The organism is Nocardiopsis dassonvillei (genome assembly GCF_964273065.1).
Taxonomy (GTDB): Bacteria; Actinomycetota; Actinomycetes; order Streptosporangiales; family Streptosporangiaceae; genus Nocardiopsis; species Nocardiopsis dassonvillei_B.
Genome location: NZ_OZ186815.1, coordinates 4,652,888 through 4,676,092 on the forward strand (window position 1 = coordinate 4,652,888; position 23,205 = coordinate 4,676,092).

Consider the following 23,205-nt stretch of genomic DNA (forward strand, 5'->3'; position numbering starts at 1 on the left):
TCGGGGACCTCCGGGGACGCCGATGGCCGGGACCCCGCGGGGTCCCGGCCATCGGCGTGTACGTGAAGGAGGGGGTCCTACTGGCGGCCCAGCGCCCGGTAGGTCCAGCCCGAGGCCCGCCAGAACGTCGGGTCCAGCGCGTTGCGCCCGTCCACGATGCGCCGGCGCGCCACCAGGCCGCCCAGCTCCTCCGGGTCGGCCTCGCGGAACTCCGCCCACTCGGTGAGCAGCAGCACCACGTCGGCGTCGGTGACGGCCTCGCGCATGGAGTCGGCGTAGTTCAGCTCCGGGTGCGCCTCGCGGGCCCGCTCCAGCGCCGCCGGGTCGTACACCGTCACCTGCGCGCCCAGCGAGGCGATGGTCGCGGCCACGTCCAGCGCGGGCGAGTCGCGGATGTCGTCGGAGTTGGGCTTGAACGCCGCACCGAGCACCGCCACCCGGCTGCCCGCGAAACCGCCGCCGATCAGTTGGCGGGCGATGTCGATGGTGCGCGCCCGCCGCCGCTGGTTGATGGCGTCCACCTCGCGCAGGAACGACAGCGCGGGCTCCACGCCCAGCTCGTCGGCGCGGGCCATGAACGCCCGGATGTCCTTGGGCAGGCAGCCGCCGCCGAAGCCCAGTCCCGGCCCCAGGAACTTGCCGCCGATGCGGTCGTCGAAGGACAGCGCCTCGGCCAGCTGGATGACGTCGGCCCCGGCCACCTCCGACACCTCCGCCATCGCGTTGATGAAGGAGATCTTCGTCGCCAGGAAGGCGTTGGCCGCCACCTTGACCAGCTCGGCGGTCTGCAGGTCCGTCAGCAGGAACGGGATGCCCTCGTCGATCTGCTTCTGCCACAGCGAGCGCACGGCCTTCTCGACCCGGGGCGAGTCGGTGCCCAGCACGATCCGGTTGGGGCGCAGGGTGTCCTCCACCCCGAAGCCCTCGCGCAGGAACTCCGGGCTCCAGCCCAGCTCGGCCTCCTCGCCCACCGGAGCCAGCGCGGCCAGCCGGGCGGCCAGGGTCGCGGCCGTGCCCACCGGCACGGTCGAGCGGCCCACCACCACCGAGGGGCGCTTCAGGTGCGGGGCCAGCCGGTCCACCGCGGAGTTGACGTAGCTCAGGTCGGCGGCGCCCGACTCGTCCTTCTGGGGGGTGCCCACGCAGATCAGGTGCAGGTCCGCGAAGTCGGCGGCCTCGGCGAACGAGGTGGTGAAGCGCAGCCTCCCCGACTCCAGGCCGGCGGTCACCAGGGTGTCCAGCCCCGGCTCGAAGAAGGGCACCCGACCGGAGCGGAGCATCTCGATCTTGGCCTCGTCGACGTCCAGGCCCAGCACCTCGAACCCCAGCTCGGCCAGGCAGGCCGCGGTGGTGGCGCCCAGGTAGCCGGTACCGATGACGGAGACGCGCATACGGTCCGCTTCGATCACTGGATGAGTCCTTCCTCGCTTTCGTCCGCGCCCGTATCCCATGGTTGTTCCCGCTGGTGGCGGTGAACACCCGGGGAAGGGCGGAAAGGCGGACATGAGTCGGCGTTGGGGGAGTCCCGCACGCGGAGCATCACCCTACGCTCCGAGACGTGGCGCACACCCGAACGGGGCGTGAACACATCAGGCGCTCAGGTTACCGGTGCGTGCGCCGTACCGGACACAGCCCCTGCAAGCCCCTCAATCCCGGCGCTCGGGCTCCCCTTCCAGCGGAGTCCACCCGTCCTCACCGCGGGCGAACGGGGTGGTGGTCTTGTCGGGGTCGCCCTCCAGCGGGTCCCACACCTCGGTCGCGGGCGCCCGGCCCGGGGCCTCGGGCACGGTGTCGCCGACCCGGCCCCGCGGCCCCCCGCCCGGCCGGTCGACCCGCTCCCAGGGAGCGGCCACCATCGCGGGCACGGTCGGGGCCGGGGAGCGCCAGCGGCCCGGCAGCGCGGCCGAGAACAGCAGCAGCGCGCCCAGCGGCAGCGCCACGGAAACCCCCGGACCGCCCGGGTACACGAAGCTCTCCGGGTCGAGCCAGGACATCGCCGACGCCAGCGACGCCGGGTGGACCGCGGGCCACAGCGCCAGCCCCGCCAGCGGAAGCCCCGCGGCCCCGGCGGTGAGCGGCGAGACCCGGGCCGCGGCCAGATACGCGCAGCCGAAGCCCACGACGACCAGCAGCACCGCGGCCGAGACCCCCGCGACCGACACCCCTCCCTCCGACAACTCGGGGAATCCGCCCGCCGACCAGGACACGGCGATCCACAGCACGGGGGCGAGGGCGATGCCGACCAGCAGGCCGAGCAGGTGGCGGAGCACGGGGCACCTTCCTTCACGGGGGTCACCCGCAGATGTTGTCCCGGGCGGTCGAGGTGGTCAGCGGGGCGTCCCCGGCCGAGGGGGACTCCTCCGGCTCGGGGGCCTCGACCTCCGGAGCGTTGAACGTCGTGTAGTTGAAGCCGATCACGATCTGGAGCTCGCCGTCCAGGGTGGTGTCCTCCACCGCCTCGGCGCCCGGCACCAGCCCGGCCACGTACTCCGCGGCCGCCGCGTCGTCGGCGCCGTACCGGACCTGGGTGGCGGCCACGTCCCGGCTGCTCCAGTCGGAGGCCGCGTCGGGCACCTGGAAGCCCGCGCCCTCCAGGGCCCCGTCCAGGGAGGCGCCCAGCCCGGGGGTGCCGGTCCCGTTGAACACCCGTACCCGGATGTCGGAGGGGGACGGCTCCCCCTCCCCCTCCTCCTCGGAGGGCCCGGCCGGGGGCTCGGCGATGGGGCGGTCGGCGTTGATGTCGGCGAACAGGTCGCGGGCGGCGGGCTCGTCCCAGACCAGGGCGACGTCGCCGCGCGGGGTCCAGAAGTCCATGTCGGCGATCGGGACCTGGGCGAAGGTCACCTCGCCCAGGTCCAGGTTCCGCATCTGGTACGCGAGCTGGTTGATGGTGGAGGTGTCCAGCCCCTCGTCGACGGTCACCGACGACAGGGCGCTGTCCAGGAACGCGGTGAGCTTGCCGGGGTCGGACAGGGTCTCGCTGCTGAGCGCCTGGTCCAGCATGGCCGCCAGCACCTGCTGCTGGCGGTCGATGCGGTCCAGGTCGCCGCGCGGGGTGGCCCGGGTCCGGGCGAAGGCCAGCGCCTCGGTGCCGTCCACCCGGTGGGTGCCCGCCGCCATGTCCAGGTGCGCCTTGGGGTCGTTGATCGCCTCGGGCAGGCACACCTCGATACCGCCGAGCGCGTCGACCACGCCGACGAACCCGGAGAAGTCGACCTCCACGTAGTGGTCGATCCGCACGTCGGTGACCGATTCCACGGTGCGCACCGCCAGCTGCGGTCCGCCGTAGGCGTAGGCGGCGTTGAGCTTGTCCTCGCCCTCACCGGGGATCTCCACCCACAGGTCGCGGGGCAGGCCCACCACGGTGACCCGGTCGCGCTCGTGGTTGAGCCGCACCAGCATCATCGTGTCGGAGCGGCGCCCGGGCGTGGAGCCCACGCTCAGCGCCGCGCGGTCCTCCTCGGCCAGGGAGTCGCGGCTGTCCGAGCCGATGACCAGGAACGTCAGCCCGCCGGTCTCCTCGGGCCGGTCCCCGTCGGCCATGTCGCCGAAGACGTCGAACCGGTTGAGGCTGCCCGACATCCAGCCGGTCAGCGCCCAGGAGGTGCCCGAGGCCAGCAGGACCACGACGGACAGGAAGCCCATCACGACCAGGCCGGCCCGGCGCCGGCGGACGGAACGGGAGGGAACGGTGATCCGGCCGGACCGCGGGGAGCGCCGGCCCTCGGGCGGGACCGGCCGCGACCGCTCGCGCCGGAACTCCCCGCCGCCCGGTCGGTCCAGTCCCCCGTTGTCGTCCTTCATCGGCGTCCCCGTCCCAGCCCGGTCAACGGTGTCCTTATCTCTTAGGTTGTCACCCGATCCCCCGCACGGTGTGAGATGTCGATCCTCGGCGTGTTGTTCTCGGCTTGCTCCTCCCCTGCGGGATGGGGGAGGAAAAGGGGTGAAGGTTTCCACTGAGGACCGTAGGCCCTGCTCTGTGGTAATTTGTCGCCGATCTCACCGGTCCCGGACAGCCGTCGCAACGGCGCCCGGCCCCCGCCACCGGTTCCCTTCCCGGGTGCGCGCGCCTTCATGCCCGCCGCCCCTCACGTCCCGGAGAAACCGATGACGCATCCCCCCGTCTCCCCCAAGAACTGGCTCACCACCGTTCTCCTCTCCTTCTTCCTCGGCTACCTCGGCGTCCACCGCTTCTACGCGGGCAAGACCGGCACGGGCATCCTGATGCTCATCACCTGCGGCGGCGTGGGCGTCTGGGCCCTCATCGACTTCATCATGGTGCTGCTCGGCAAGTTCGAGGACTCCGAGGGCCTGCCGATCAAGAACCAGGCCTGACCCGGTCGGCCGCGCCGGGAGACCGGCGCGGCCGTCGTCCGCGGTGCAGTACCTTGGACGCGCGCGAGCGCTGATGCCCCACGCATCCGCAGCGCCGTCCGACACGTCCGATCTTGGGAAGTGCCCGTGTCCTGGCCGCCGGTCTCCGTCGTCATGCCCGTCCTCAACGAAGAGCGCCACCTCGCCGCCGCGGTGGAGCACGTCCTCGCCCAGGAGTACCCGGGCGAACTGGAGGTCGTGCTCGGTGTGGGGCCCTCCGTGGACCGCACCCGCGAGGTCGCCGACGGGCTGGCCGCCGCCGACCCCCGGGTGAAGGTCGTGGACAACCCCACCGGCAAGACCCCCGCGGGCCTGAACGCCGCCATCGGCGCCTCCTCGCACGACATCGTCGCCCGTATCGACGGCCACGCGATGATGCCCTCCGACTACCTGCGCGTCGCCGTGGAGACCCTGGAGGAGACGGGGGCCGACAACGTCGGCGGCATCATGGCCGCCGAGGGCACCACCCCCTGGGAGAAGGCCGTCGCCGCCGCCATGACCTCCAAGGTCGGCGTGGGCAACGCCCGCTTCCACACCGGCGGTGCGGGCGGCCCCGCCGACACCGTCTACCTGGGCGTCTTCCGGCGTTCGGCGCTGGAGCGCGTGGGCGGCTACGACGAGGCCTTCCTGCGCGCCCAGGACTGGGAGATGAACCACCGCATCCGCGAGAGCGGCGGGGTCGTGTGGTTCCAGCCGCGCATGCGCGTCTCCTACCGCCCCCGGCGCAACGTCCGGCTCCTGGCCAAGCAGTACTTCCACTACGGCCGCTGGCGGCACGTGGTCGCCCGCCAGCACAAGGGCACCATCAACCTGCGCTACCTGGCCCCGCCGGCCGCCCTGACCGGCGTCGTCCTGGGCCTGCTCGGCGGCCTGCTGTGGTGGCCGCTGTGGCTGGTGCCCGCCGCCTACCTGGCACTGGTGGTCGCGGCGTCGCTGCCCCTGGGCCGCGGACTGCCCGCCGCCTCCCTCCCGCTCATCCCGGTCGCCCTGGCCACCATGCACATGTCGTGGGGGGCGGGCTTCATCACCAGCCCGCCCGGGCTCGGCGCGGACTCGCGCACCGCCCGGGCCTCCCGGGGCGCCGAGGCCTCCTGAAGCGGGCGCCGGTCCGGCATGATGTCCCCATGGACGGATTGCGCGGAGATCAGGCGGATTGGGGTTTCGACGGTGAGACGATCGACATCGTCTACAAGAAGTCGTGGACGGGCAGTCCACTCCTCAAGGAGCTCGGCCGCCTGAGCGTCCCGGTGGGGGCGATCGCCGAGGTCGAGTTCACCCCCGGCGGCGGGCGCCGCAAGGGGTGGCTGCTCAGGCTCTCCCTGCGCGAGCGCATGGACCCCTACGCGGCGGTCGGCGCCATGCTCGAGGACCGCCTCCAGCCCTTCCGCCTCACCGGCCCGGCCAAGACCGAGCTGGTCGCCGAGTACCTCGCCGACCAGATCCGGTTCGCCGCCGGGCAGGCCGAGGGCGAGCCGGACCCGTGGGCCCCCACCCGCCTGGTTCCCCCCACGCCCCTGCACATCAAGACCCGGGAGGGCACCGCCACCCTGGACGGGTCCACCCTGCGCCTGGTGTGGTCCGGCGACTACGCGAGCGCGGCCAAGCGCCGTGCGGGCCGCCGCGAGTACGACCTCTCCGAGGTCACGGCCGTGGACTGGGGACCCCCGGACGGCTGGGGGTGGGGCTTCCTGCGGGTCGTCACCGTAGGCGGCCCCCACGGGGACGCCCGGCCCAAGAACGACCTGAACATCCTGCGCTCCTCCGAGGACAACGGGGAGATCTACAAGGTCTTCCTCATGGCCGCCACGGTCACCGCGCACGTGTGGGCGCGGGGCGGCCCGGCCGAGGGGGCCGCCGCAGGCGGCGGCTGGCGGGAGATCGCCGGCAGCACCCTCCGCGCGCTGACCTCCTCACCGGCGTTCCGCGGGGGCGGGGACGAGCCCGGCGCCGACGCCCCGCAGGCCGCCGGGCCGCAGGAGGGGGCCGGCGGCCCCGACACCGCGTGGATCTTCGCCCAGATCGAACGCCTGGGGGAGCTGCACGCCAAGGGACTGCTCACCGACGAGGAGTTCACCGCCAAGAAGGCCGAACTCCTCGACCGGATCTGACCGGGGCGGCCCGGCCGGCGGGCGCTCAGGCGGCGCCGGGCTCCGCCTCCCGCAGTGCGGCCACCGCGCCGGGCACGTCGTCCACCACGACCGCGTCCATCCCCGCGGCCGCCAGCGCCGCCGCGTCCCCCGGGGCCGGGCACCAGGCGGCCACCTCCAGGCCCGCCCGGTGGGCCAGGTCCACGGTGTACTCCACCGACCGCCGTCCCGGCGGCGGGGGGCCGCCGGCCGTCCCGAACGAGCGCACGTCCACCGCGACGATCGGGCAGCCCAGCCCCACGGCGCCCGCCACCGCCTGGTCCAGCGGGTTGCGCACGAACGGCATCCACGCCGTGGGCACCTCCGGGGCGCCCTCGCGGACGGCCAGCAGCACACCGGGGTCGAACGAGCACACGAACACCCGGCGGCGCCCGGCCTCCCGCCGCAGGTACGGCATCAGCAGCGACGCGGTCCGCCGGGCGGGGGCGTCGACCGCGTCCTCCATCACCGTCTTGACGTCCACGTCCAGGCCCACCCGCTCGGGGATGGCGGCCAACCCCTCGGCCAGGCCCACCAGCCCGGCCCGCGCGCACTCGGCCGCCGTCAGGTCCACCACCGCGCGCCCGTCGTCCAGCGCGGCGTTGTGGTGGAGCACCAGCTCGTCGTCGGCGGTGCGGCGCACGTCGATCTCGATCCAGTCCGCCCCGGCCGCGACCGCGGCGGCGAAGGATTCGGGGGTGTTCTCGCGAGCCCCGCCGACCACGCCGCGGCCCGCGCCGCGGTGGCCGATGACCTCGGTCCCGTCGCCGAAGACCCCGCTCACGGCGCAGTCCCATCCGGCGCGGCACCGTCCCGGGACCGGCGCAGCAGCGCTTCGGCCACCTCCACGTCGCCGGGGTTGGTCACCTTGATGTTCGTCTCCTCGCCGGGCACGATCCGGACCTCCTCGCCGGGCAGGTAGCGGAGCACCACGCCGCAGTCGTCGGTGGCGACCAGGTCCGGGTCGGCGGTCGCCAGGGCGTAGGCGCGGCGCACCGTGCCCAGCCGGAAGCCCTGCGGGGTCTGCATGCGGCGCAGCGAGGAGCGCGCGGGGACCTCGGCGACCGCCTCGCCCCCGGGCCCCGGGACCACGCGCACCACCGTGTCCGCGCTGGGCACGGCCACGCCCACGGCGTTCGCCCGGGCCAGCGCGGCCACACACGCGGAGACCGTCGCGGGGGAGACCAGCGGCCGGGCCGCGTCGTGCAGCAGCACGAGGTCGTCGTCGCGGGCCCCGGACACGGCGGCCAGCGCCGCCACCGAGGTGTCGGTGCGGGTGGCGCCGCCCGGCAGGACCCGGGTCACCTTGGCGAACCCGGCCTCGGCCAGCAGCTTCTCGACCCGGGCCACGTACCCGTCCACCATGAGCACGACGATCTCGTCCACGTCCGGGCACTCCTCGAACGCGGAGACCGCGTGCTCCAGGATCGTCCGCCCGGCCAGCGGCAGGAACTGCTTGGGGGTGTCCGCTCCCATGCGGGCCCCGACCCCTCCGGCCAGGACCGCCGCGATCACCCGCGGGCGCCCGGCGCCGTCCACCTCGTCCACCGCTCCCCTTCTCTCCTCATGGCCCGGTTCCCCGATTGAAGGGAAACCGATATCACCCGCACACGGAACGGGAGGTGAAACCGCGACCAAGCGACGGTTCCGAGCCCTGGGAGGCAACGTCCGTGGTCACGGGGTACCGGGTACCGTCCGTGTGCCCCCGGCTCCTACGGGACGAGGCTAGCCGACCGTGTTCCGCGACGCCCGGTCACGGTCCGGACACGGATGCGCGGCAGGTTGGTGGGCGCGCCCCGTCCGCCGCAGCGGTAATCTATGCACGCCTGTACCAACGTGCCCGGTCCGACCTCGCCTCACAGCGGTCGACGAGCCGGGCGCGGTCCGCGACAATCCCCCGGTCGCCCGGACACGTTCCCCCGTCAGCCCGGTCGTCGCCCGTCCGGGACCGTGGACCGCGCGTGTCGACCGGTGCGCGCAGGCACGAGAACCCACCTGTCCGGTGGCGCGAGCGTGGACCGGACGGCAATTCTTTCGATCCTTGGAGGTGGCGGTGGCGTCAAGGGCGCTGGCCGTCTGGGAGCACCGGAAGGTCGTCGGCCTCCTGGTCCGACGCGACCTGAAGGTCAAGTACCAGCAGTCGATTCTCGGATACGCCTGGACGATGTTGGAGCCGCTGGCTCTGACCCTGGTCTACTTCTTCGTCTTCGGGGTCATCCTCGGGGCCGACCGCGGGATGCCCGAGGGCGCGAAGGAGTACGGCGGCTTCCTCCTCTTCCTGGTGGCCGGCATCCTGCCGTGGAACACCTTCGGCGCGATCCTCAGCGAGGCCCCGCGCGCGATGATCACGCACTCCAAGCTGATCACCACGATGAAGGTGCCCCGGGAGATCTTCCCCATGGCCACGGTGGGCACCAAGTTCATCGAGTACCTGCTGACCTGGCCGGTGCTGATCCTCTTCGTGGTCTTCCTGGGCGGGCGCCCCTCCTGGGAGGGGGTGCTGGTCTGGCTGCCGCTGGCCATCCTGCTCCAGTTCACCATCGGCCTGGGCCTGACGCTGCTGCTGTCCTCGATCAACGTGCTGGTGCGCGACGTCGAGCGGCTCGTGCGCATCGCCTCCCGCATCCTGTTCTACGGATCGGCGATCCTGTACCCGGCGGCCATGGTCCTGGAATCGGCCCGTGTGCCGGACTGGCTCAAGGCCGCCTACCAGATGAACCCGCTGCTGGGTATCTTCGAAATGCACCGGGCGGTGTGGTTCGCCGGTTTCGAGGAGCTGACCCCGGGTCCGATCGCGATCGCTTCGGCGGTGATCGGTTCCCTGCTGTTGCTCGTCATCGGATACTGGACGTTCCGCCGTCTGGAGATGTCCGTCCTGAAGGAGTTGTGATGGCGCAGACCGACTACGGCGCCGACCTGGCGAAGGGCCCGGTCATCGAGGCCAAGGGGCTCGGTGTCAAGTTCGCGGTCAACCGCCGTCGCAAGCGCAGCCTGCGTGAGATGTTCATCCACGGCACCAAGCGCGACCCCAACGCCGAGGGCGACGAGTTCTGGCCGCTGCGCGACGTGACCTTCGAGGTCGCCCGCGGCGACTGCGTCGGCATCGTCGGCAAGAACGGCACGGGCAAGTCGACCCTGCTCAAGATGATCGCCGGGGTGCTCATCCCCGACGAGGGCGAGGTGCAGGTCCGGGGCAAGGTCGCGCCGCTGCTGGAGCTGCGGGCGGGCTTCAACGACAACCTCACAGGCCGCGAGAACGTGTACCTGGTGGGCTCCCTGCACGGGATGTCCGAGAAGCAGATCGACGAGCGCTTCGAGGAGATCATCGACTTCGCCGAGATCAAGCCGAAGTTCGTGGACACCCCGGTGCGCCACTACTCCAGCGGCATGAAGGTGCGGCTGGGCTTCGCCCTGATCTCCCAGCTGGAGCACCCGATCATGCTGGTCGACGAGGTGCTGGCGGTGGGCGACAAGGCCTTCAAGCGCAAGTGCTACGAGGCCATCGAGCGGATGCTGGCCAACCACCGCACGATGGTCCTGGTCTCCCACAACGAGGGCGACCTGCGCCGGTTCTGCAACCGCGGCCTGTACATCAAGGGCGGGTCCCTGGCGCTGGACACCGACATCGAGGCCGCGCTGGCCGCCTACAACGAGGACACCAAGGCCGAGATCGCCAAGCGCAAGAAGGCCGAGGAGGCCAAGAAGAAGCGCGAGGCCGAGAAGAAGGACGGGGAGGGCAAGGACGGCGGCCAGGCCGCCTGACGCCCCCGGACCCCGCAGGCCACAAGAGGTGCGGTGCGCATCGCTGGAGGATTCCGGCGGTGCGCACTTTCGCATCTGACCCGACCGAAATGCCGCCACGCCCCTCTGAACAGGCCAAACGGGCACCTGTGGTGTGTCAGTGATTGATTGACCACAGACCGTGAGCGACGGTTGCTCTCACCGAGAACTCGAGAGGGACACGTCCATGGCCAACGGCACCGTGGCGCGGTCGACCGCGCTCTTCCTCGAACGCAGACACGTCACCCGGGCGGGGATGAGCCGGATCGCCGTGATGGTCTCCGTCGGCGCCGCCGTGTGGTTCACCCGGCCCGACACCGTCGGCGGGCTGGCCGGCTCCGCCTTCCTGGTCGCGGTGCTGTTCTGCGACTCCGTCCGCGACGGCATGCGCACCGGGCGCCACGACGCCCTCACCCTGTGGCTGGTGGCGATGCTCTCCCAGCTGCGGGAGTACGTCGTCTACCTCGGCCTGGCCGTGGGCGCCGTGCTGGCCGGGATCGCCGGGGCCTGGGGGTGGGCTGCCGGGGCCCTGGTGGCCCTGGCGCTGCGCGACGCCCTCCTGGTGGCACGGGAGGCGCAGCCCGCGCCCCCGCTGCCTCCCCGGCGGCGCAGGGACCCCGGCGCCGCACCGCGCGGCGACGCGGCCGGCGCCGTGTTCGGGCTCGTCCCGCCCCCGGCCACCGGGTGGCACGACCGCGACACGGCCGCCGCACCGTCCGACCACCGCCGCCCCGGGGCGCGCCCCCTGGCGGAGCCGCGGCCCGAGGCGCCCGCGCGGCCCCGCCCCGCGGCCTCGCCGGACCCGGCGGCCCGCCGGGCGCCCGCGGCCGACCTCGCCCGGAGGCTGCTCGGCTTCCCCCAGCCCGTCCGCTTCCTGGCGATCGCCGTCACGGCCACGCTGTGGGACCCCCGGGTCTCCTTCGTCACCCTGATCGTGGGCTGCGCCGTGGCCGTCACCACCGCGCTCGTCGACCCCGCCGCGACCCACGGGGGGCGGCGGTGAACAGGACACCCGACCCCGTGGAAGGCCCCGGAACCGCTCCCGACCTGCGCCGCCTCCGTGACGACGGTCACCTGTGCCGCCTCCTGGGACGTGTCGCCCCGGGGCTGGCCCCGCCGCTCCCGACCGCCGCGACGGCGGCCGTGGTCATCCTCGTCCTGTTGGCGGCGGACGGCGGGCATCCGGCAGGCATTACCCTGTTCGCACCGGTCGCTGCCCTGATACTGTCCGGAACGGCCTCGGGCCACCCCCACGACGGACGGTACGACCGACTCGTGCCGCCCGTCCTGCGCGTCATGGAGTACGCGTACCCGATGGTCGTGGGGCTCGCGGCCGGTGTACCCGGTCCTCTGGTGTTCGTACTCTTGATGACGGTCGCCTGCCACCACCGCGACGACGCCGCCCGCCCCCCGGTCGGCGTGGCGAGGCCGCGGTGGGTGCACGCGGCCGCCCTCGGCTGGGACGGGCGCATGCTCGTCATCGCCGCGGGGAGCGCGCTGCACGTGCCGACCCCGGTCTACGGCATACTCGCCGGATACCTGGCGGCGCTGCTCGTCACCGAGGCGGTGCTCACATGGAGTGCCACACCGGTCACCGACGTGCACCGGGCCGGAACCGCCCCCGAGGGCGGTGGCGGACCCGGGCACCCCCGGACCGGGTACGGCCAGGAAGGCGACCCTGCACCGGTCGCCGGAACGAACGGGGAGGCGTGAGGCCTCCCCGCTAAGGAGGAACACGCCCGCATGCTCGGAATGGTTCTCGCCGCAGGCGCGGGGCGGCGTCTGCGCCCCTACACCGACACCCTGCCCAAGGCCCTGGTGCCCGTCGACGGTGAGACGACCATCATGGACATCTCGCTGCGCAACCTGGCCGCGGCCGGGCTGACCGACGTGGTCGTCGTCGTGGGCTACCGCGCGGAGGCCGTCGAGGCCCGCAAGGAGGCGCTCGAGGAGCGCCACGGCGTGAAGATCACCCTCAGCCACAACGACAAGGCCGAGGAGTGGAACAACGCCTACTCCCTCTGGACCGCGCGCGAGTTCTTCTCCGAGGGCGTCCTCCTCGTCAACGGCGACACCGTGCACCCGGTGAGCGTCGAGGAAACGCTACTCGCGGCCCGGGGACCGGAACTCCTCCTCGCGGTGGACAACGTGAAAAGCCTTGCCGACGAAGAGATGAAGGTGACCCTCGACGAGAGCGGCCACCTCGCCACCATCACCAAGCTCATGGACCCGGCCACCGCCGCGGGCGAGTACATCGGCGCCACGCTGATCGAGGGCTCCCTCGACGCCCGCCTCGCCGACGCGCTCAAGGCCACCTGGGAACGCGACCCGCAGCTCTACTACGAGGACGGCTACCAGGAGCTCGTCCGCCGCGGCGAGAAGGTCTCCATCGCCCCCATCGGCGAGGTCGACTGGGTCGAGGTCGACAACCACGACGACCTGGCCAAGGCTCGGGAGATCGCGTGCCGCTACTAGCCCGAATGCTCCCCTCGCCGATCTCCATCGACGTCCGGCGCGGGGCCATCGCCTCGCTCGGCTCGGTCCTCGCGGACCGGCGCATCGCCACCGAGGGCCGGATCGCCGTCGCGGTCGGCCCGGGCCAGGGCGAACAGATCGCCGCCGACCTCGACCTGCCGCACTGCGAGGTGTTCCGGGTCGAGGAGGGCACCGTCGACGCCGCCAACGAACTGGGCAAGAAGCTCCGCTCGGGCGCCTACGAGGCGGTCGCGGGGATCGGCGGTGGCAAGACCATCGACGTCACCAAGTTCGCCGCCACCATGGCGGGCATCCCGATGGTCGCGGTCGCCACCAACCTGGCCCACGACGGCATCGCCTCCCCGGTCAGCTCCCTGGAGCACGAGGGCGGCAAGCCCTCCATCGGGGTCACCATGCCCATCGCCGTGGTCATCGACGTGGACTACGTCCGGGCCGCGCCCTCCCACCTGGTGCGGTCGGGCATCGGCGACGTGATCAGCAACATCTCCGCCATCGAGGACTGGGAGCTGGCGGGCCGGGTCAACGGCGAGCCGGTCGACGGCATGGCCGTCACCTTCGCCCGGGTCGCCGCCGAGGCGATCCTGCACCGGCCCGACTCGATCGACTCCGACGCGTTCCTCACGGTCCTGGCCGAGGGCCTGGTCCTGTCCGGGATGGCCATGTCGGTGGCCGGGTCCAGCCGACCCGCCAGCGGCGCCTGCCACGAGATCCTGCACGCCGTCACCCAGCTCCACCCCGGCCGGGGCAACCACGGCGAGCTCGCCGGGCTGGGTGCGCTGTACGCGTCCTTCCTGCGGGTCCGCCGCCTGGGCTGGTCCGAGGCGCGGATGGGCGAGATCCGGGACTGCCTGGTCCGCCACGGGCTGCCCGTGGTCCCCGCGGACGTCGGTCTCGAGGACGAGGAGTTCGTGCGGGCCGTGGTGCACGCGCCGGACACCCGCCCGGGCCGGTTCACCATCCTGGAGCACCTCGGCCTGTCCGAGAGCGAGATCGGACGGAGCGTCGCGGACTATGTCCAAACCGTCGGTCGCTGAGGTCCGCGCGGGCGGCCAGCCCGCGGGGATCAAGGAGCGCACGAACGAGGAGCACTGGGCGGGCCGCCTCTACATGAGGGACCTCTCGCCCTACGTCAGCACGTTCTTCGTCCGGCTCGGCGTGCCGCCGAACCCCATCACCTACCTGATGATGGCGTTCGGCGTGCTGGCCGGCGTCGTCGTCGCCTTCGGCGGACCGTGGCCGGCCCTGGTCGCGGCCCTGATGATCCAGGTGTACCTGCTGCTGGACTGCTCCGACGGCGAGGTGGCCCGGTACACCGGCCGCACCAGCGTCACCGGGATCTACCTGGACCGGATCGGGCACTACGTGTCCGAGATCGCGCTCCTCGTCGGCCTGGGCGTGCGCGCCCAGGGGGACCTGGAGCCGGGCGGCTGGGTGATCCTGGGCATGGTCGGCGCGATCGGGGTGGCCCTCATCAAGGCCGAGACCGACAACGTCGTGGTGGCCCGTGCCAAGGCGGGACTGCCCGAGAAGGTGAGCGACGAGGCGATGCGCCCCCGCTCGTCCGGGCTGAGCCTGGCCCGGCGGCTGGCGTCCGCCCTCAAGGTGCACCGGCTGATCCAGGCCGTCGAGCTGTCCCTGATCATCGTGGTCGCCGCGGTGGCGGACCTGTTCCTGGGGGACCTGCTGGCCACCCGGGTCCTCGTCGCCGCCTGCGCCGCGGTCGCGGTGCTCATGAGCGCCGCGCACTTCGTGAGCGTGGTGGCCTCGCGCCGCCTCGAATAACGCGTCGATGACGTTCGCGTCACATACGGGGCCGCGGCCCTTACCCCGTCCGCGGCCCCGTACACCGGGCTTTTATTCTTTCGTTAGCCTGTTTCTGCGAACGTCGGTTCCCGTCAACCTGCAAGCAGCCTGTCGTCCACTGATACGGTCCCGAACATGACCACACCCGTGATCCCGCCCCGGTCCGAGGGGGCCGCGACGGGGGTCTCCCCAGGGCCCCGAGCCGAACGGAGACATCCCCAGGTGTCCGGTGCCAGCAAGCCCACCCTCTCCTGTGTTCTGCTCACCATGGGCAACCGTCCGGCCGAGCTGCGCCGCGCCATCACCAGCGTGTTCGAGCAGGAGGACGCCGACGTCGAGGTCGTCGTCGTGGGCAACGGCGCCGACCTGCCCGAGCTGCCCGAGGGCGTGGTCACCGTCCGCCTGCCGGAGAACGTGGGCATCCCCGAGGGCCGCAACCACGGGGTGCGCGCCACCAGCGGGGACGTGATCCTCTTCCTGGACGACGACGGCTGGTACCGCTCCACCGACCTGGCCCGCCACGTGCGCGAGCGGTTCGCCTCGGACCCGTCCCTGGGGGCCCTGTCCTTCCGCATCGCCGACCCGGACGGGGGCCCCGACCAGCGCCGCCACGTGCCCCGGCTGCGGGTGGGCGACTCCCGCCGCTCCAGTGTGGTCACCACGTTCCTGGGCGGTGCCTGTGCGATCCGCCGCACCGCGTTCGAGGCCGGGGGCGGCCTGCCGGGCGGCTTCTTCTACGCCCACGAGGAGACCGACCTCGCCTGGCGGATCATGGACGCCGGCTACACCATCGAGTACGACGCCGAAGCGGTCATGTACCACCCCGCGGTCGCCCCGACCCGGCACGAGAACTTCTACCGTCTCAACGCCCGCAACCGGGTGTGGCTGGCCCGCCGCAACCTGCCCTGGCCGCTGGCCTTCGCCTACCTGGGCACCTGGGTGGCGCTGACCCTGCTGCGCGAGCGCGACCGGGCGTCCCTGCGCTCCTGGTTCGCCGGGTTCCGGGAGGGCTGGCGCGAGGACCCCGGCCCGCGCACCCCGATGCGCTGGTCCACCGCCTGGCGCATGACCCGTGCCGGCCGTCCCCCGATCATCTGAGCCGAACGCGTGAGGAGGGGCGGGACGCCTTCGGGCGCCCCGCCCCTCCTCACACGTGCGCTCACGGTGCGGTCCGCACGACCACGGTCACCCGCGGGAGCCCGGCCACGGTGAACCCGAAGAACCCCGCACCGTCGCCGGGGGACCCGCGCAGGCCGCCCGTCCGCCCGGCACCGGCGCCCGGGGCGGCCGACTCCGCGGCCGGCCGTTCGATCCCGGCCGCCGCTCCGGCGGGCGGTCCCGCGGCGGGCGGACGGCTCGAAGCACCGGGCCCGGTCGTCCGCCCGTCGAGCCCGGCACCGGCCCGGGCGGGAACGCGGGAGATCCCAGAAACGCCCAGCGGGAACCGGGAGGGCCGGCGTCGACCCGGGCGAGGGGTCCGTTCCGGCCCTCTCCGGCGGCGGCCGGTCGTGGCGGCGGTTCCGACCCACCTTCCACGGCCTTCGTCCCCGGGGCCGGTTCTCACGCCCCGGACCTCGGGTCCGGGGGCGCGGAAGCCCTGCTGGAACGGACGTTCCCCGGCCATCCGACCGGGGCGTGCCATGATGGGCGTCCCCGCCCCGTGATCCCCGGGGCCCGTAGCTCCTCAGGAGGGAACATGGGTTTCGGTCTGCTCGGACTCATCGTCATGCTCGTGGCGGCCCTGGTCGGTATCGCTCTGGTCGTCGGCCTGGTCCTTCTCATCGTCCGGGCGGCCGGGCCCAAGACGCCGCCCGCGCAGCCGTACCCGCAGGCACCGGGCCGCTACCCCGGGCAGGACGGCCCGCAGCACCCGCAGGGACCGCCCCCGCAGGGGTGGGGGCCGGGACAGGGCAGCGCAGGCCACCGCTGAGAGACGGGCCCCTCTTCGCCCCTCCACGGGCGCGGACGATGACGGACCCCTGCCCCGGGGCGGCCCGATATCGTCCGTGGAGTGACCAGTAGGCAACTATTGTCGCTTGACAACAGTTGAACTTGTCGGCATTGTTTCGGTTGGGACGCGGCCCCGGCCGCAACGCACCACGGTGACGTGGGGAGCGGGGATCTCCCACCCCGTCCGAGCGGTCGGCACCCGGTGTCAGGCCGTCCGGACGTCGGACGGTCCGGAGCCCTCGGAGCCCTGCTCGGAGTTCTGTGCCGCCTCGCGGAAGGACATCAGGCCTTCCATGAGCATCGCCCGCTTGCGCGGGGGCATGCGGGCGATCACCGCGTGGAACTCCGCCTCCCTGCGGGACCTCAGGTCCCGGAGGAAGGAGCGCCCGCTCTCGCTCAGCCGCAGGTGCAGTTCACGGCGACTGCTCGGATTCGCCGTCCGCTTCACCAGGCCGACCGCCTCGAGGCGGTCGCACAATCGGCTCACGGATGGAGGGGTGGAACCCAGGCGCTCGGTCAGGGTACGCAGGTTGACCCCGTCCTCCCCGTCGAGGACGAAGAGGACTTTGAGTTGCGACGCGGACACGGGCGGAGACGCTGTCTCGCGGCCGTGCCCCCAGAGCACTTCCATGAGTTCGGTGGCGGCCGAGGCGGCGCGGGCCGTCTCCGCCGGGTCTTCCCGCGATTCAGGACTCACTTTCCACTCTCGCACTTTCGCCTCTGTGAGCCTCGCACACCCGTGAACGGGCATCAGGTATCTCTACGACCATAACGGAACGCCCTTCTCCGCGCCCGCTCACGGCGCCGCGCCGGCACTCGGGCGCAGTACAGAAAACGCAGGTCGACCACGTGAATACATCCCAGGCCTTGGCGCGCTCCCTCAGGGAAGCCGAGCCGCACCGCCTCATGGCGGTCCTCCGCGCGTCGCTGGCGCGGGACCACGGTGCGGTGTCCGCCGAGCTCTTCCTGGCCGATTACGGGCTCAAGACGCTCTACCATATCGGGGACCTCCCACAGACGGGCGGCCGCGGCCACTCTGTGTTCAACACCGTCTTCGGCCGCGTCTTCGGCTCCCAGGAGGCTTTCGCGGAGGAGCCCGCGCAGGACGGGACCCGTGCCGTCCACCTGCCCGTCACCGCGCGGGGCGACCGCCTGGGCGTGCTCACGGTCACGCTGGACCCCGCCGCCGACGTGCGCGGCGTGCTCCCCGACCTCATCGACGCGGCCCAGGCCCTCGGCCACGAGTTGATCGTCGCGGCGCGCGACACCGACCTCTACCGGTTCTTCCGGCGCAGCGAGCGGCTCACCCTGGCCGCGGAGATACAGTGGGACCTGCTTCCGGGGCGCGGCTACGAGTGCCCCGAGTACACCATCGGAGCCCAGCTCGAGCCCGCCTACGACGTCCGGGGGGACAACTTCGACTGGGCGGTGATGCCCGGCCGCCTCGAACTCGGCGTCACCAACGGGATGGGCGAGGGGATCGAGGCCTCGCTGCTCACGAACCTGGCGGTCAACGCCCTGCGCAACGCCCGCCGCGGCGGGGTCGGCCTCGCCGACCAGGCCGCCCTCGCGGACAAGGCGGTCTACGCCCGCCACCGGGGGGAACGCCACGTGGACATGCTCCTGCTGGGGTTCGACACGGACTCCGGCCGGGTCGAGGTCGTCGACGCGGGATCGCCGCGCCTCTACCTCCTGCGCGACGACCAGGTGACGCGCCTTCCCTTCGACGCCCAGCTGCCGCTCGGCATGGCCGAGGACACCGTCTACATCGCCCAGCACTTCCAGGTCGAGCCGGGTGACCGGCTCGTCTTCGCCAGCGACGGCGTGTTCGAGGCCATGGGAGGGGCGCACCGGGAGGCGTTCGGGGACCGCGCCCTGATCCGGGCGGTCCTGGGCACCCGCCTGCTGCCCGCCGCGTCCGTCCCCCAGGAGGTGCTGCGCCGCCTGGTCGAGCACCAGGGCGGCCGGGAGACCGAGGACGACGCCCTGGTGCTCTGCCTCGACTGGCGGGGGCGCGGATGAGGGGCGCACTCCGCGGGGTCCCCGCCCTCCGCCGGCCGGAGCCCCCCTTCCCATGCGCACCCCTTGCGAACTGGTGGATACTTGTCATGCGACAACCGAACCCCATCCATGAGGGCCGCGACGGCCCCTGAGGACGAGGAGACCCATGACCGACGGACCGCCCGACTCCGGCCTGTCGACCACGGAGATGTCAGCCGCGCTCCTACGCGGGCGCGCCGAGCAGATCGCCCAGCGCTGGGCCGACCTGCCGCTCTTCCAGTCGGTGTTCACCGTCACCCGCGACGAGGCGGTCGAGGCGGGCCACGCGGTCATCGCCTGCCTGGCCGACGTCGCCGAGAGCGGGAACGTGGAGGACCTGGAGGCCTCCGGCTTCCTGCCGATCCGCCGGCAACTGGTCGCGATGACCGCCTCCCGGTCCCGTACCGGCCTGTCCATCGCCCAGGTGGACCGCGAGTTCGCCGCGCTGCGCGACACGGTGCTGGAGGTGCTCGAGGCGGACTCCGAGAAGGAGGGCCGGGAGAGGGCCTCCGACGTCCGCATCCTGCTGATCACCCTCTTCGCGACCCTGCGCGTGCTGGTCGTCGAGACCATGCTCCACGAGAACCAGGAGATCGTGCTGCGCCAGCGCCAGCAGCTCCTGGAAATGGCGACCCCCGTCATCAAGCTGTGGGACCGCCTCGTGGCGGTGCCGCTCATCGGCATGCTGGACAGCGCGCGCAGCCAGATCGTCATGGAGAACCTGCTGGAGGCGATCGTCGAGCACAACGCGAGCATCGCCATCCTCGACATCACCGGTGTGCCCACCGTCGACTCCCTGGTGGCCCAGCACCTGATGAAGACCGTGGCCTCGGCCCGGCTCATGGGGGCCGAGTGCGTGATCTCCGGCATCCGGCCCGCCATCGCCCAGACCATCGTCCAGCTCGGGCTCGACCTGGGCCACGTCACGACCCGGGCCACCCTGGCCGACGCCCTGGAGTGGGCCCTGGACCGGCGCCGCGGGGAACGGTCCCCCCGTGGTCTCGCGTGAGGCGGGTGGCCTGCACATGACGAGCCCCTCCCCGATACCCGTTCTGGACCTGGGCGGCCTGCTGCTGGTCAGCATCCAGGGCGAGCTGCCCGACGACGCCGCCGTCGCACTCCAGGAAGAGGTGACCGCCACGGTCGCCCGAACCGGGTCGCGGGGCCTCCTCATCGACATCAGCTCCCTCGAGATGGTGGACTCCTTCCTGGCCCGGGTCCTGGCCGAGGTGGCCGCCTCCTCCCGGCTGCTCGCGGCCAGGACCATCCTGGTGGGCATGCGCCCGGCGGTGGCCATCACCCTGGTCGAGCTCGGCCTCACCCTGCCGGGCCTGGACACCGCTCGCACGGTCACCGAGGCCGCGGCCGCCTTCGGGGTCACCATCGCGGCCACCGGGTCCCCCGCCGAGGGGGAGCCGTGATCCCGGTGCCGGAGCGGGCCGGCGCCGTCCGCCTGCCGATCCGCAATGACACCGACCTGACGATGGTCCGCCAGGAGGTGCGCTCCCTGGCGCGCGAACTGGGGTTCGGCCTGGTCGAGCAGACGAAGCTCGTCACGGCCGCCAGCGAACTGGCCCGCAACACCCTCCTGCACGGCGGAGGGGGCGAGGCGGAGATCCGTGCCCTGGACGGTCCGGACGGGCCCGGGCTGAGGGTGGTCTTCACCGACTCGGGCCCCGGCATCCCCGACGTGCGGCTCGCCCTGGAGGACGGCTTCTCCACAGCCGAGGGGCTGGGCATGGGACTGGGCGGGGCCAGGCGCCTGGTCCAGGAGTTCGAGATCGAGAACCCGGCGGAGGGCGGGGTGAGGATCACCATCGCCTCCTGGGTGGCCTCCCTCCCCACCCGGTACGGCATGTGATGGCCGAGGTCTGGGAGGTCGCCGTCACGGACACGACCCGGGTGCAGGACGCCGCCCGGGCCGCGGCCGAGGCCGCGCGCGCCTCGGGGCTGGGGCCGCCGCGTGTCGACGCCGCGGTCCTCACCGCCTCCGAACTCGCCACCAACATGTGCCGCTACGCGGGGGGCGGCCGTTTCGTGGCCGAACCGGTGGGGGAGCAGTGGGGCAACGCCCGGGCGCTCCAGCTGGTGGCGCTGGACCACGGACCCGGCATCGAGGACGTTCCGCGCGCCCTGGCCGACGGGTTCACCTCGTCCTCCGGTTCCCTGGGCAGCGGGCTGGGGGCCTGCGCGCGCGCCGCGGACTTCTTCGAGCTCCACAGCAGCCCCGGCCGCGGCACGGTCGCCGTGGCGCGCTTCTCCCCTCCCGAGGACCGGGAGCGGTTCTCCGCCCCCGCCGTGACCGGCGGACTGCACATCCCCCTGGACGGCGGGCCCCTCAGCGGCGACGCCCTCGCCTTCCGCAGCGGCCGCGGCCACCGCACCGTCATGCTGGCGGACGGGCTGGGCCACGGTGCGGCCGCCGCGAAGGCGTCCGACCTGGCCTCGCGGTTCGTCCTCGGGAGGGGAGGGGAGCAGCCGGAGACGCTCCTGCGCGGCATGCACGAGGTCCTGCGCCGCAGCCGCGGGGCCGCCGTCGCCATCGCCGACATCGACGAGTCACGGCACCGGCTGACCTTCTGCGGAGTCGGGAACATCGGGGCCCGGCTCTACCACGGGGGGAGGTGGCGCTCCCTGCTCTCCCGCCCCGGGATCGTGGGGGCCTTCGGCCTGCGCACGCCCAACCCGGAGCGGCACGGATGGGAGCCGGGTGACATGCTCGTGCTGCACACCGACGGGCTGCCGAGCCGCTGGACACCCCAGGGGGTCGAACGGCTGGCCTCCCACGACGCGGCCGTCATCGCCGCCGTCGTCCTGCGGGACGCCGGAAGTGCCGCGCTCCCGCTGCGGGACGACACCGGAGTCGCCGTGGTCACACATACCGTTCGACCGGACGGAGGAGACCGATGAAACGCAGTCGCATCGAGATACCCGTGCGCGGGACGCTGGACGCGGCGCTGGCGCGCACCGCGACGGCGCGCCTGCTCGACGCCGCGGGGGTCTCCAGCGAGGCCTCCCTGGAGTTCCTCGAAGCCGTCACCGACCGGGTCCTGGAGGAGTCGGAGTACGGCTCGGTGAAGTTGATCGTGGAACCCGACCCGGACGGCACCGCCATCCGGGCCAAGGTACGCGACGGCTCCGGCAGCGACCGGTGGGTCGGCCTGGTGAGGCCGCCCCGCCCCGTGGACCCGGACGCCCTCGCCCTCAAACGGCCCGAGGGCGACCTGCACACGCTGGCCGAGGAGCTGCTGAGCGTCTCCTCCCAGGCCGGCCGGCTCGCTTCGGTGGCCGCGGAGCGGGCCCGGAAACTGCGCTGGCACCAGACCGAGCTGGAGGAGACCAACCAGGGCGTACTCGCCCTGCACGCCGAACTCGCCCGGGTCGGGGACGAGCAGCAGAGGGCGCTGGCGGCCGAGCGCGCCGCCCGGGACGAGGCGGAGACCGCCCGCCACCGGTTCACCTTCCTGTCCTCGGCCAGCGCCCGCCTCATGGCCACGCTCGACCAGAAGGAGCTGTTCGCCCTGCTCCGGGAGCTGCTGATCCCCGAGTTCGCCGAGGAGCTCCGCGTGTGGTCGCACACGGAGGACACCGGGCTCCGCCGGGCCGACGGCCCCTCGGCGGAGGGTGTTCCGCCGTACATCGAGCGGGTCGCCGCCGGGCGCCGACCGCTCCAGGCGGCCGACCGGTCGTGCTTCCCCCTGGTCTCCGGGGCCGAGTTCCTGGGGGTCCTCGAACTGCGCCACTCCCGTCCCGCCGGCGACGACGGGCCGCTCCTCATCGAACTGGCCGGCCGGATCGCCGTGGCCCTGGACAACGCGCGCCGGTTCGAGCACGAGCGCGACGTGGCCGCCACCCTCCAGCGGGCCATGCTCACCCGGCTGCCGCAGACACCCGGCATGGAGATGACCGCCCGCTACCTGCCGGCCGCCCGCGGCATGAACGTGGGGGGCGACTGGTACGACGTCTTCCCGCGGGGGAACGGCGAGTTCATCGGGGTGGTCGGCGACGTCACCGGGCACGGTATCCACGCCGCGGTGATGATGGGCCAGCTCCGTACCGCCCTGCGCGCCTACGCCCTGGAGGAGCGCAGCCCGGCCGCCCTGCTGGCCCGCCTGCACCGGCTGCTGGGCCACCTGGAGCCCGACCTCTTCGCCACCGCCGTCATCGTGCGGTTCAGGCCCGGGGACCCCGAGGTCACCGTGGCCGGGGCCGGTCACCCGCCGCCCCTGTGGCGGGACGGCACCGGTGCGGCCGAGGCCGTCGACCTGCCCTCCGGCGGGATGCTGGGACTGCCGATCGACCCCGCCTACACCGACAGCACCGTGAGGCTGCCCCCGGGCACCGCGCTGCTGCTGTACAGCGACGGCCTGGTCGAGCGCCGGGGCGAGTCCATCGACGACGGCATCGACCGCCTGCTGGGGTGCTTCTCCGGTCCTCCCTACTGGGAGGGCGGACCCGAGCGGGCGGCCGACGACCTGCTCGACGCGATGGTCAAGCAGCAGGACTGCGACGACGACGTCTGCCTCCTGGTCTTCCTCGCCTCGGATGCGGGTACGGGCGGACCCGCGCCGCGCTGAGCACGCCGAAGGGCCCCTCGCAGGAGGCGGGGGGCCCTTCGCCGCGGTGCCCGGCCGGG

General features: G+C 73.0%; 24 protein-coding genes. 18 read left to right on the plus strand and 6 right to left on the minus strand.

The window, feature by feature from the left end; all coding sequences use genetic code 11:
* Window positions 1-77: 77 nt before the first annotated feature.
* From ACSUPR_RS20870 to ACSUPR_RS20880, 3 genes are all read right to left on the minus strand, one after another.
* On the minus strand, window positions 78-1,409 hold the full coding sequence (locus ACSUPR_RS20870; protein WP_436886390.1) for a UDP-glucose dehydrogenase family protein: 1,332 nt from the start codon (window positions 1,407-1,409) through the stop codon (window positions 78-80).
* A gap of 237 nt (window positions 1,410-1,646) precedes the next feature.
* The gene (locus tag ACSUPR_RS20875) at window positions 1,647-2,270 is read right to left on the minus strand and encodes a YIP1 family protein (RefSeq protein WP_436886391.1); all 624 of its coding nucleotides are present in this window, start codon (window positions 2,268-2,270) and stop codon (window positions 1,647-1,649) included.
* 22 nt (window positions 2,271-2,292) lie between these two features.
* Window positions 2,293-3,804, minus strand: coding sequence for an LCP family protein (locus ACSUPR_RS20880; RefSeq protein ID WP_436886392.1), 1,512 nt, complete (start codon window positions 3,802-3,804; stop codon window positions 2,293-2,295).
* 303 nt (window positions 3,805-4,107) lie between these two features.
* Between ACSUPR_RS20880 and ACSUPR_RS20885 the strand changes: the two genes are divergently transcribed.
* From ACSUPR_RS20885 to ACSUPR_RS20895, 3 genes are all read left to right on the plus strand, one after another.
* On the plus strand, window positions 4,108-4,335 hold the full coding sequence (locus ACSUPR_RS20885) for a TM2 domain-containing protein (RefSeq protein WP_436886393.1): 228 nt from the start codon (window positions 4,108-4,110) through the stop codon (window positions 4,333-4,335).
* Window positions 4,336-4,461: 126 nt separating this feature from the next.
* The gene (locus ACSUPR_RS20890) at window positions 4,462-5,469 is read left to right on the plus strand and encodes a glycosyltransferase family 2 protein (RefSeq protein ID WP_436886394.1); all 1,008 of its coding nucleotides are present in this window, start codon (window positions 4,462-4,464) and stop codon (window positions 5,467-5,469) included.
* A 29-nt stretch (window positions 5,470-5,498) separates the two neighbouring features.
* Complete coding sequence (locus ACSUPR_RS20895; RefSeq protein WP_436886395.1) at window positions 5,499-6,482, plus strand: DUF4429 domain-containing protein; 984 nt, start codon at window positions 5,499-5,501, stop codon at window positions 6,480-6,482.
* Between the two features lie 25 nt (window positions 6,483-6,507).
* Here the strand turns inward: ACSUPR_RS20895 and ACSUPR_RS20900 are convergent, their stop codons facing one another.
* A complete protein-coding gene (locus ACSUPR_RS20900; RefSeq protein WP_436886396.1) occupies window positions 6,508-7,284 on the minus strand; it encodes a glycerophosphodiester phosphodiesterase in 777 nt (258 codons plus the stop codon).
* The gene (locus ACSUPR_RS20905; protein ID WP_436892084.1) at window positions 7,281-7,976 is read right to left on the minus strand and encodes an IspD/TarI family cytidylyltransferase; all 696 of its coding nucleotides are present in this window, start codon (window positions 7,974-7,976) and stop codon (window positions 7,281-7,283) included. Before ACSUPR_RS20905 ends, ACSUPR_RS20900 begins: the two co-directional genes overlap by 4 nt.
* A 565-nt stretch (window positions 7,977-8,541) precedes the next feature.
* On the opposite strand from ACSUPR_RS20905, the gene ACSUPR_RS20910 reads away from it, so the two are divergent.
* The 9 genes from ACSUPR_RS20910 to ACSUPR_RS20950 all read left to right on the plus strand — a co-directional run bounded on the left by ACSUPR_RS20910 (window position 8,542) and on the right by ACSUPR_RS20950 (window position 16,509).
* Complete coding sequence (locus ACSUPR_RS20910; protein WP_436886397.1) at window positions 8,542-9,390, plus strand: ABC transporter permease; 849 nt, start codon at window positions 8,542-8,544, stop codon at window positions 9,388-9,390.
* Window positions 9,390-10,262: an ABC transporter ATP-binding protein gene (locus ACSUPR_RS20915; protein ID WP_436886398.1), complete on the plus strand. Its 873-nt coding sequence runs from the start codon at window positions 9,390-9,392 to the stop codon at window positions 10,260-10,262. The genes ACSUPR_RS20910 and ACSUPR_RS20915 overlap by 1 nt, the downstream gene beginning before the upstream one ends.
* Before the next feature lie 205 nt (window positions 10,263-10,467).
* A complete protein-coding gene (locus ACSUPR_RS20920; protein ID WP_436886399.1) occupies window positions 10,468-11,283 on the plus strand; it encodes a hypothetical protein in 816 nt (271 codons plus the stop codon).
* Window positions 11,284-11,300: 17 nt separating this feature from the next.
* Window positions 11,301-11,993, plus strand: a complete 693-nt coding sequence (locus ACSUPR_RS20925) for a DUF5941 domain-containing protein (protein WP_436886400.1) — start codon at window positions 11,301-11,303, stop codon at window positions 11,991-11,993.
* 30 nt (window positions 11,994-12,023) lie between these two features.
* Complete coding sequence (locus ACSUPR_RS20930; RefSeq protein WP_436886402.1) at window positions 12,024-12,755, plus strand: sugar phosphate nucleotidyltransferase; 732 nt, start codon at window positions 12,024-12,026, stop codon at window positions 12,753-12,755.
* A 5-nt stretch (window positions 12,756-12,760) separates the two neighbouring features.
* Window positions 12,761-13,810, plus strand: coding sequence for an iron-containing alcohol dehydrogenase family protein (locus ACSUPR_RS20935; protein WP_436886403.1), 1,050 nt, complete (start codon window positions 12,761-12,763; stop codon window positions 13,808-13,810).
* Entirely contained in the window at window positions 13,788-14,558 is a 771-nt protein-coding gene (locus ACSUPR_RS20940; RefSeq protein WP_436886404.1) for a CDP-alcohol phosphatidyltransferase family protein, read from the plus strand. Before ACSUPR_RS20935 ends, ACSUPR_RS20940 begins: the two co-directional genes overlap by 23 nt.
* A 288-nt stretch (window positions 14,559-14,846) precedes the next feature.
* Entirely contained in the window at window positions 14,847-15,677 is an 831-nt protein-coding gene (locus ACSUPR_RS20945; protein WP_436892085.1) for a glycosyltransferase family 2 protein, read from the plus strand.
* Between the two features lie 598 nt (window positions 15,678-16,275).
* On the plus strand, window positions 16,276-16,509 hold the full coding sequence (locus tag ACSUPR_RS20950) for a hypothetical protein (protein ID WP_436886405.1): 234 nt from the start codon (window positions 16,276-16,278) through the stop codon (window positions 16,507-16,509).
* 225 nt (window positions 16,510-16,734) lie between these two features.
* Here the strand turns inward: ACSUPR_RS20950 and ACSUPR_RS20955 are convergent, their stop codons facing one another.
* Window positions 16,735-17,115: a MarR family winged helix-turn-helix transcriptional regulator gene (locus ACSUPR_RS20955; protein WP_436886406.1), complete on the minus strand. Its 381-nt coding sequence runs from the start codon at window positions 17,113-17,115 to the stop codon at window positions 16,735-16,737.
* Window positions 17,116-17,396: 281 nt separating this feature from the next.
* On the opposite strand from ACSUPR_RS20955, the gene ACSUPR_RS20960 reads away from it, so the two are divergent.
* From ACSUPR_RS20960 to ACSUPR_RS20985, 6 genes are all read left to right on the plus strand, one after another.
* Window positions 17,397-18,551, plus strand: coding sequence for a PP2C family protein-serine/threonine phosphatase (locus ACSUPR_RS20960; RefSeq protein WP_436886407.1), 1,155 nt, complete (start codon window positions 17,397-17,399; stop codon window positions 18,549-18,551).
* A 145-nt stretch (window positions 18,552-18,696) separates the two neighbouring features.
* The gene (locus ACSUPR_RS20965) at window positions 18,697-19,578 is read left to right on the plus strand and encodes an STAS domain-containing protein (protein ID WP_436886408.1); all 882 of its coding nucleotides are present in this window, start codon (window positions 18,697-18,699) and stop codon (window positions 19,576-19,578) included.
* A gap of 16 nt (window positions 19,579-19,594) precedes the next feature.
* Complete coding sequence (locus ACSUPR_RS20970; RefSeq protein ID WP_436886409.1) at window positions 19,595-19,990, plus strand: STAS domain-containing protein; 396 nt, start codon at window positions 19,595-19,597, stop codon at window positions 19,988-19,990.
* A 62-nt stretch (window positions 19,991-20,052) separates the two neighbouring features.
* Window positions 20,053-20,430: an anti-sigma regulatory factor gene (locus tag ACSUPR_RS20975; protein WP_436892086.1), complete on the plus strand. Its 378-nt coding sequence runs from the start codon at window positions 20,053-20,055 to the stop codon at window positions 20,428-20,430.
* Window positions 20,430-21,479: a SpoIIE family protein phosphatase gene (locus tag ACSUPR_RS20980; protein WP_436886410.1), complete on the plus strand. Its 1,050-nt coding sequence runs from the start codon at window positions 20,430-20,432 to the stop codon at window positions 21,477-21,479. The genes ACSUPR_RS20975 and ACSUPR_RS20980 overlap by 1 nt, the downstream gene beginning before the upstream one ends.
* Window positions 21,476-23,146 carry a PP2C family protein-serine/threonine phosphatase gene (locus tag ACSUPR_RS20985; RefSeq protein ID WP_436886411.1) on the plus strand — a complete coding sequence of 557 codons (1,671 nt, stop codon included), beginning with the start codon at window positions 21,476-21,478 and terminating at the stop codon, window positions 23,144-23,146. The genes ACSUPR_RS20980 and ACSUPR_RS20985 overlap by 4 nt, the downstream gene beginning before the upstream one ends.
* The last annotated feature ends 59 nt before the right edge of the window (window positions 23,147-23,205 follow it).

What these genes read in the sequence shown, in the direction of transcription:
- ACSUPR_RS20980 (WP_436886410.1), top strand. Translation starts at nt 20,430, where the DNA reads ATGGCCGAGGTCTGGGAGGTCGCCGTCACGGACACGACCCGGGTGCAG.
- ACSUPR_RS20940 (WP_436886404.1), top strand. Translation starts at nt 13,788, where the DNA reads ATGTCCAAACCGTCGGTCGCTGAGGTCCGCGCGGGCGGCCAGCCCGCG.
- ACSUPR_RS20885 (WP_436886393.1), top strand. Translation starts at nt 4,108, where the DNA reads ATGACGCATCCCCCCGTCTCCCCCAAGAACTGGCTCACCACCGTTCTC.
- ACSUPR_RS20905 (WP_436892084.1), bottom strand. Translation starts at nt 7,976, where the DNA reads ATGGGAGCGGACACCCCCAAGCAGTTCCTGCCGCTGGCCGGGCGGACG.
- ACSUPR_RS20985 (WP_436886411.1), top strand. Translation starts at nt 21,476, where the DNA reads ATGAAACGCAGTCGCATCGAGATACCCGTGCGCGGGACGCTGGACGCG.
- ACSUPR_RS20970 (WP_436886409.1), top strand. Translation starts at nt 19,595, where the DNA reads ATGACGAGCCCCTCCCCGATACCCGTTCTGGACCTGGGCGGCCTGCTG.
- ACSUPR_RS20930 (WP_436886402.1), top strand. Translation starts at nt 12,024, where the DNA reads ATGCTCGGAATGGTTCTCGCCGCAGGCGCGGGGCGGCGTCTGCGCCCC.
- ACSUPR_RS20965 (WP_436886408.1), top strand. Translation starts at nt 18,697, where the DNA reads ATGACCGACGGACCGCCCGACTCCGGCCTGTCGACCACGGAGATGTCA.
- ACSUPR_RS20880 (WP_436886392.1), bottom strand. Translation starts at nt 3,804, where the DNA reads ATGAAGGACGACAACGGGGGACTGGACCGACCGGGCGGCGGGGAGTTC.
- ACSUPR_RS20975 (WP_436892086.1), top strand. Translation starts at nt 20,053, where the DNA reads ATGGTCCGCCAGGAGGTGCGCTCCCTGGCGCGCGAACTGGGGTTCGGC.
- ACSUPR_RS20945 (WP_436892085.1), top strand. Translation starts at nt 14,847, where the DNA reads ATGGGCAACCGTCCGGCCGAGCTGCGCCGCGCCATCACCAGCGTGTTC.
- ACSUPR_RS20895 (WP_436886395.1), top strand. Translation starts at nt 5,499, where the DNA reads ATGGACGGATTGCGCGGAGATCAGGCGGATTGGGGTTTCGACGGTGAG.
- ACSUPR_RS20915 (WP_436886398.1), top strand. Translation starts at nt 9,390, where the DNA reads ATGGCGCAGACCGACTACGGCGCCGACCTGGCGAAGGGCCCGGTCATC.
- ACSUPR_RS20920 (WP_436886399.1), top strand. Translation starts at nt 10,468, where the DNA reads ATGGCCAACGGCACCGTGGCGCGGTCGACCGCGCTCTTCCTCGAACGC.
- ACSUPR_RS20935 (WP_436886403.1), top strand. Translation starts at nt 12,761, where the DNA reads ATGCTCCCCTCGCCGATCTCCATCGACGTCCGGCGCGGGGCCATCGCC.
- ACSUPR_RS20950 (WP_436886405.1), top strand. Translation starts at nt 16,276, where the DNA reads ATGGGTTTCGGTCTGCTCGGACTCATCGTCATGCTCGTGGCGGCCCTG.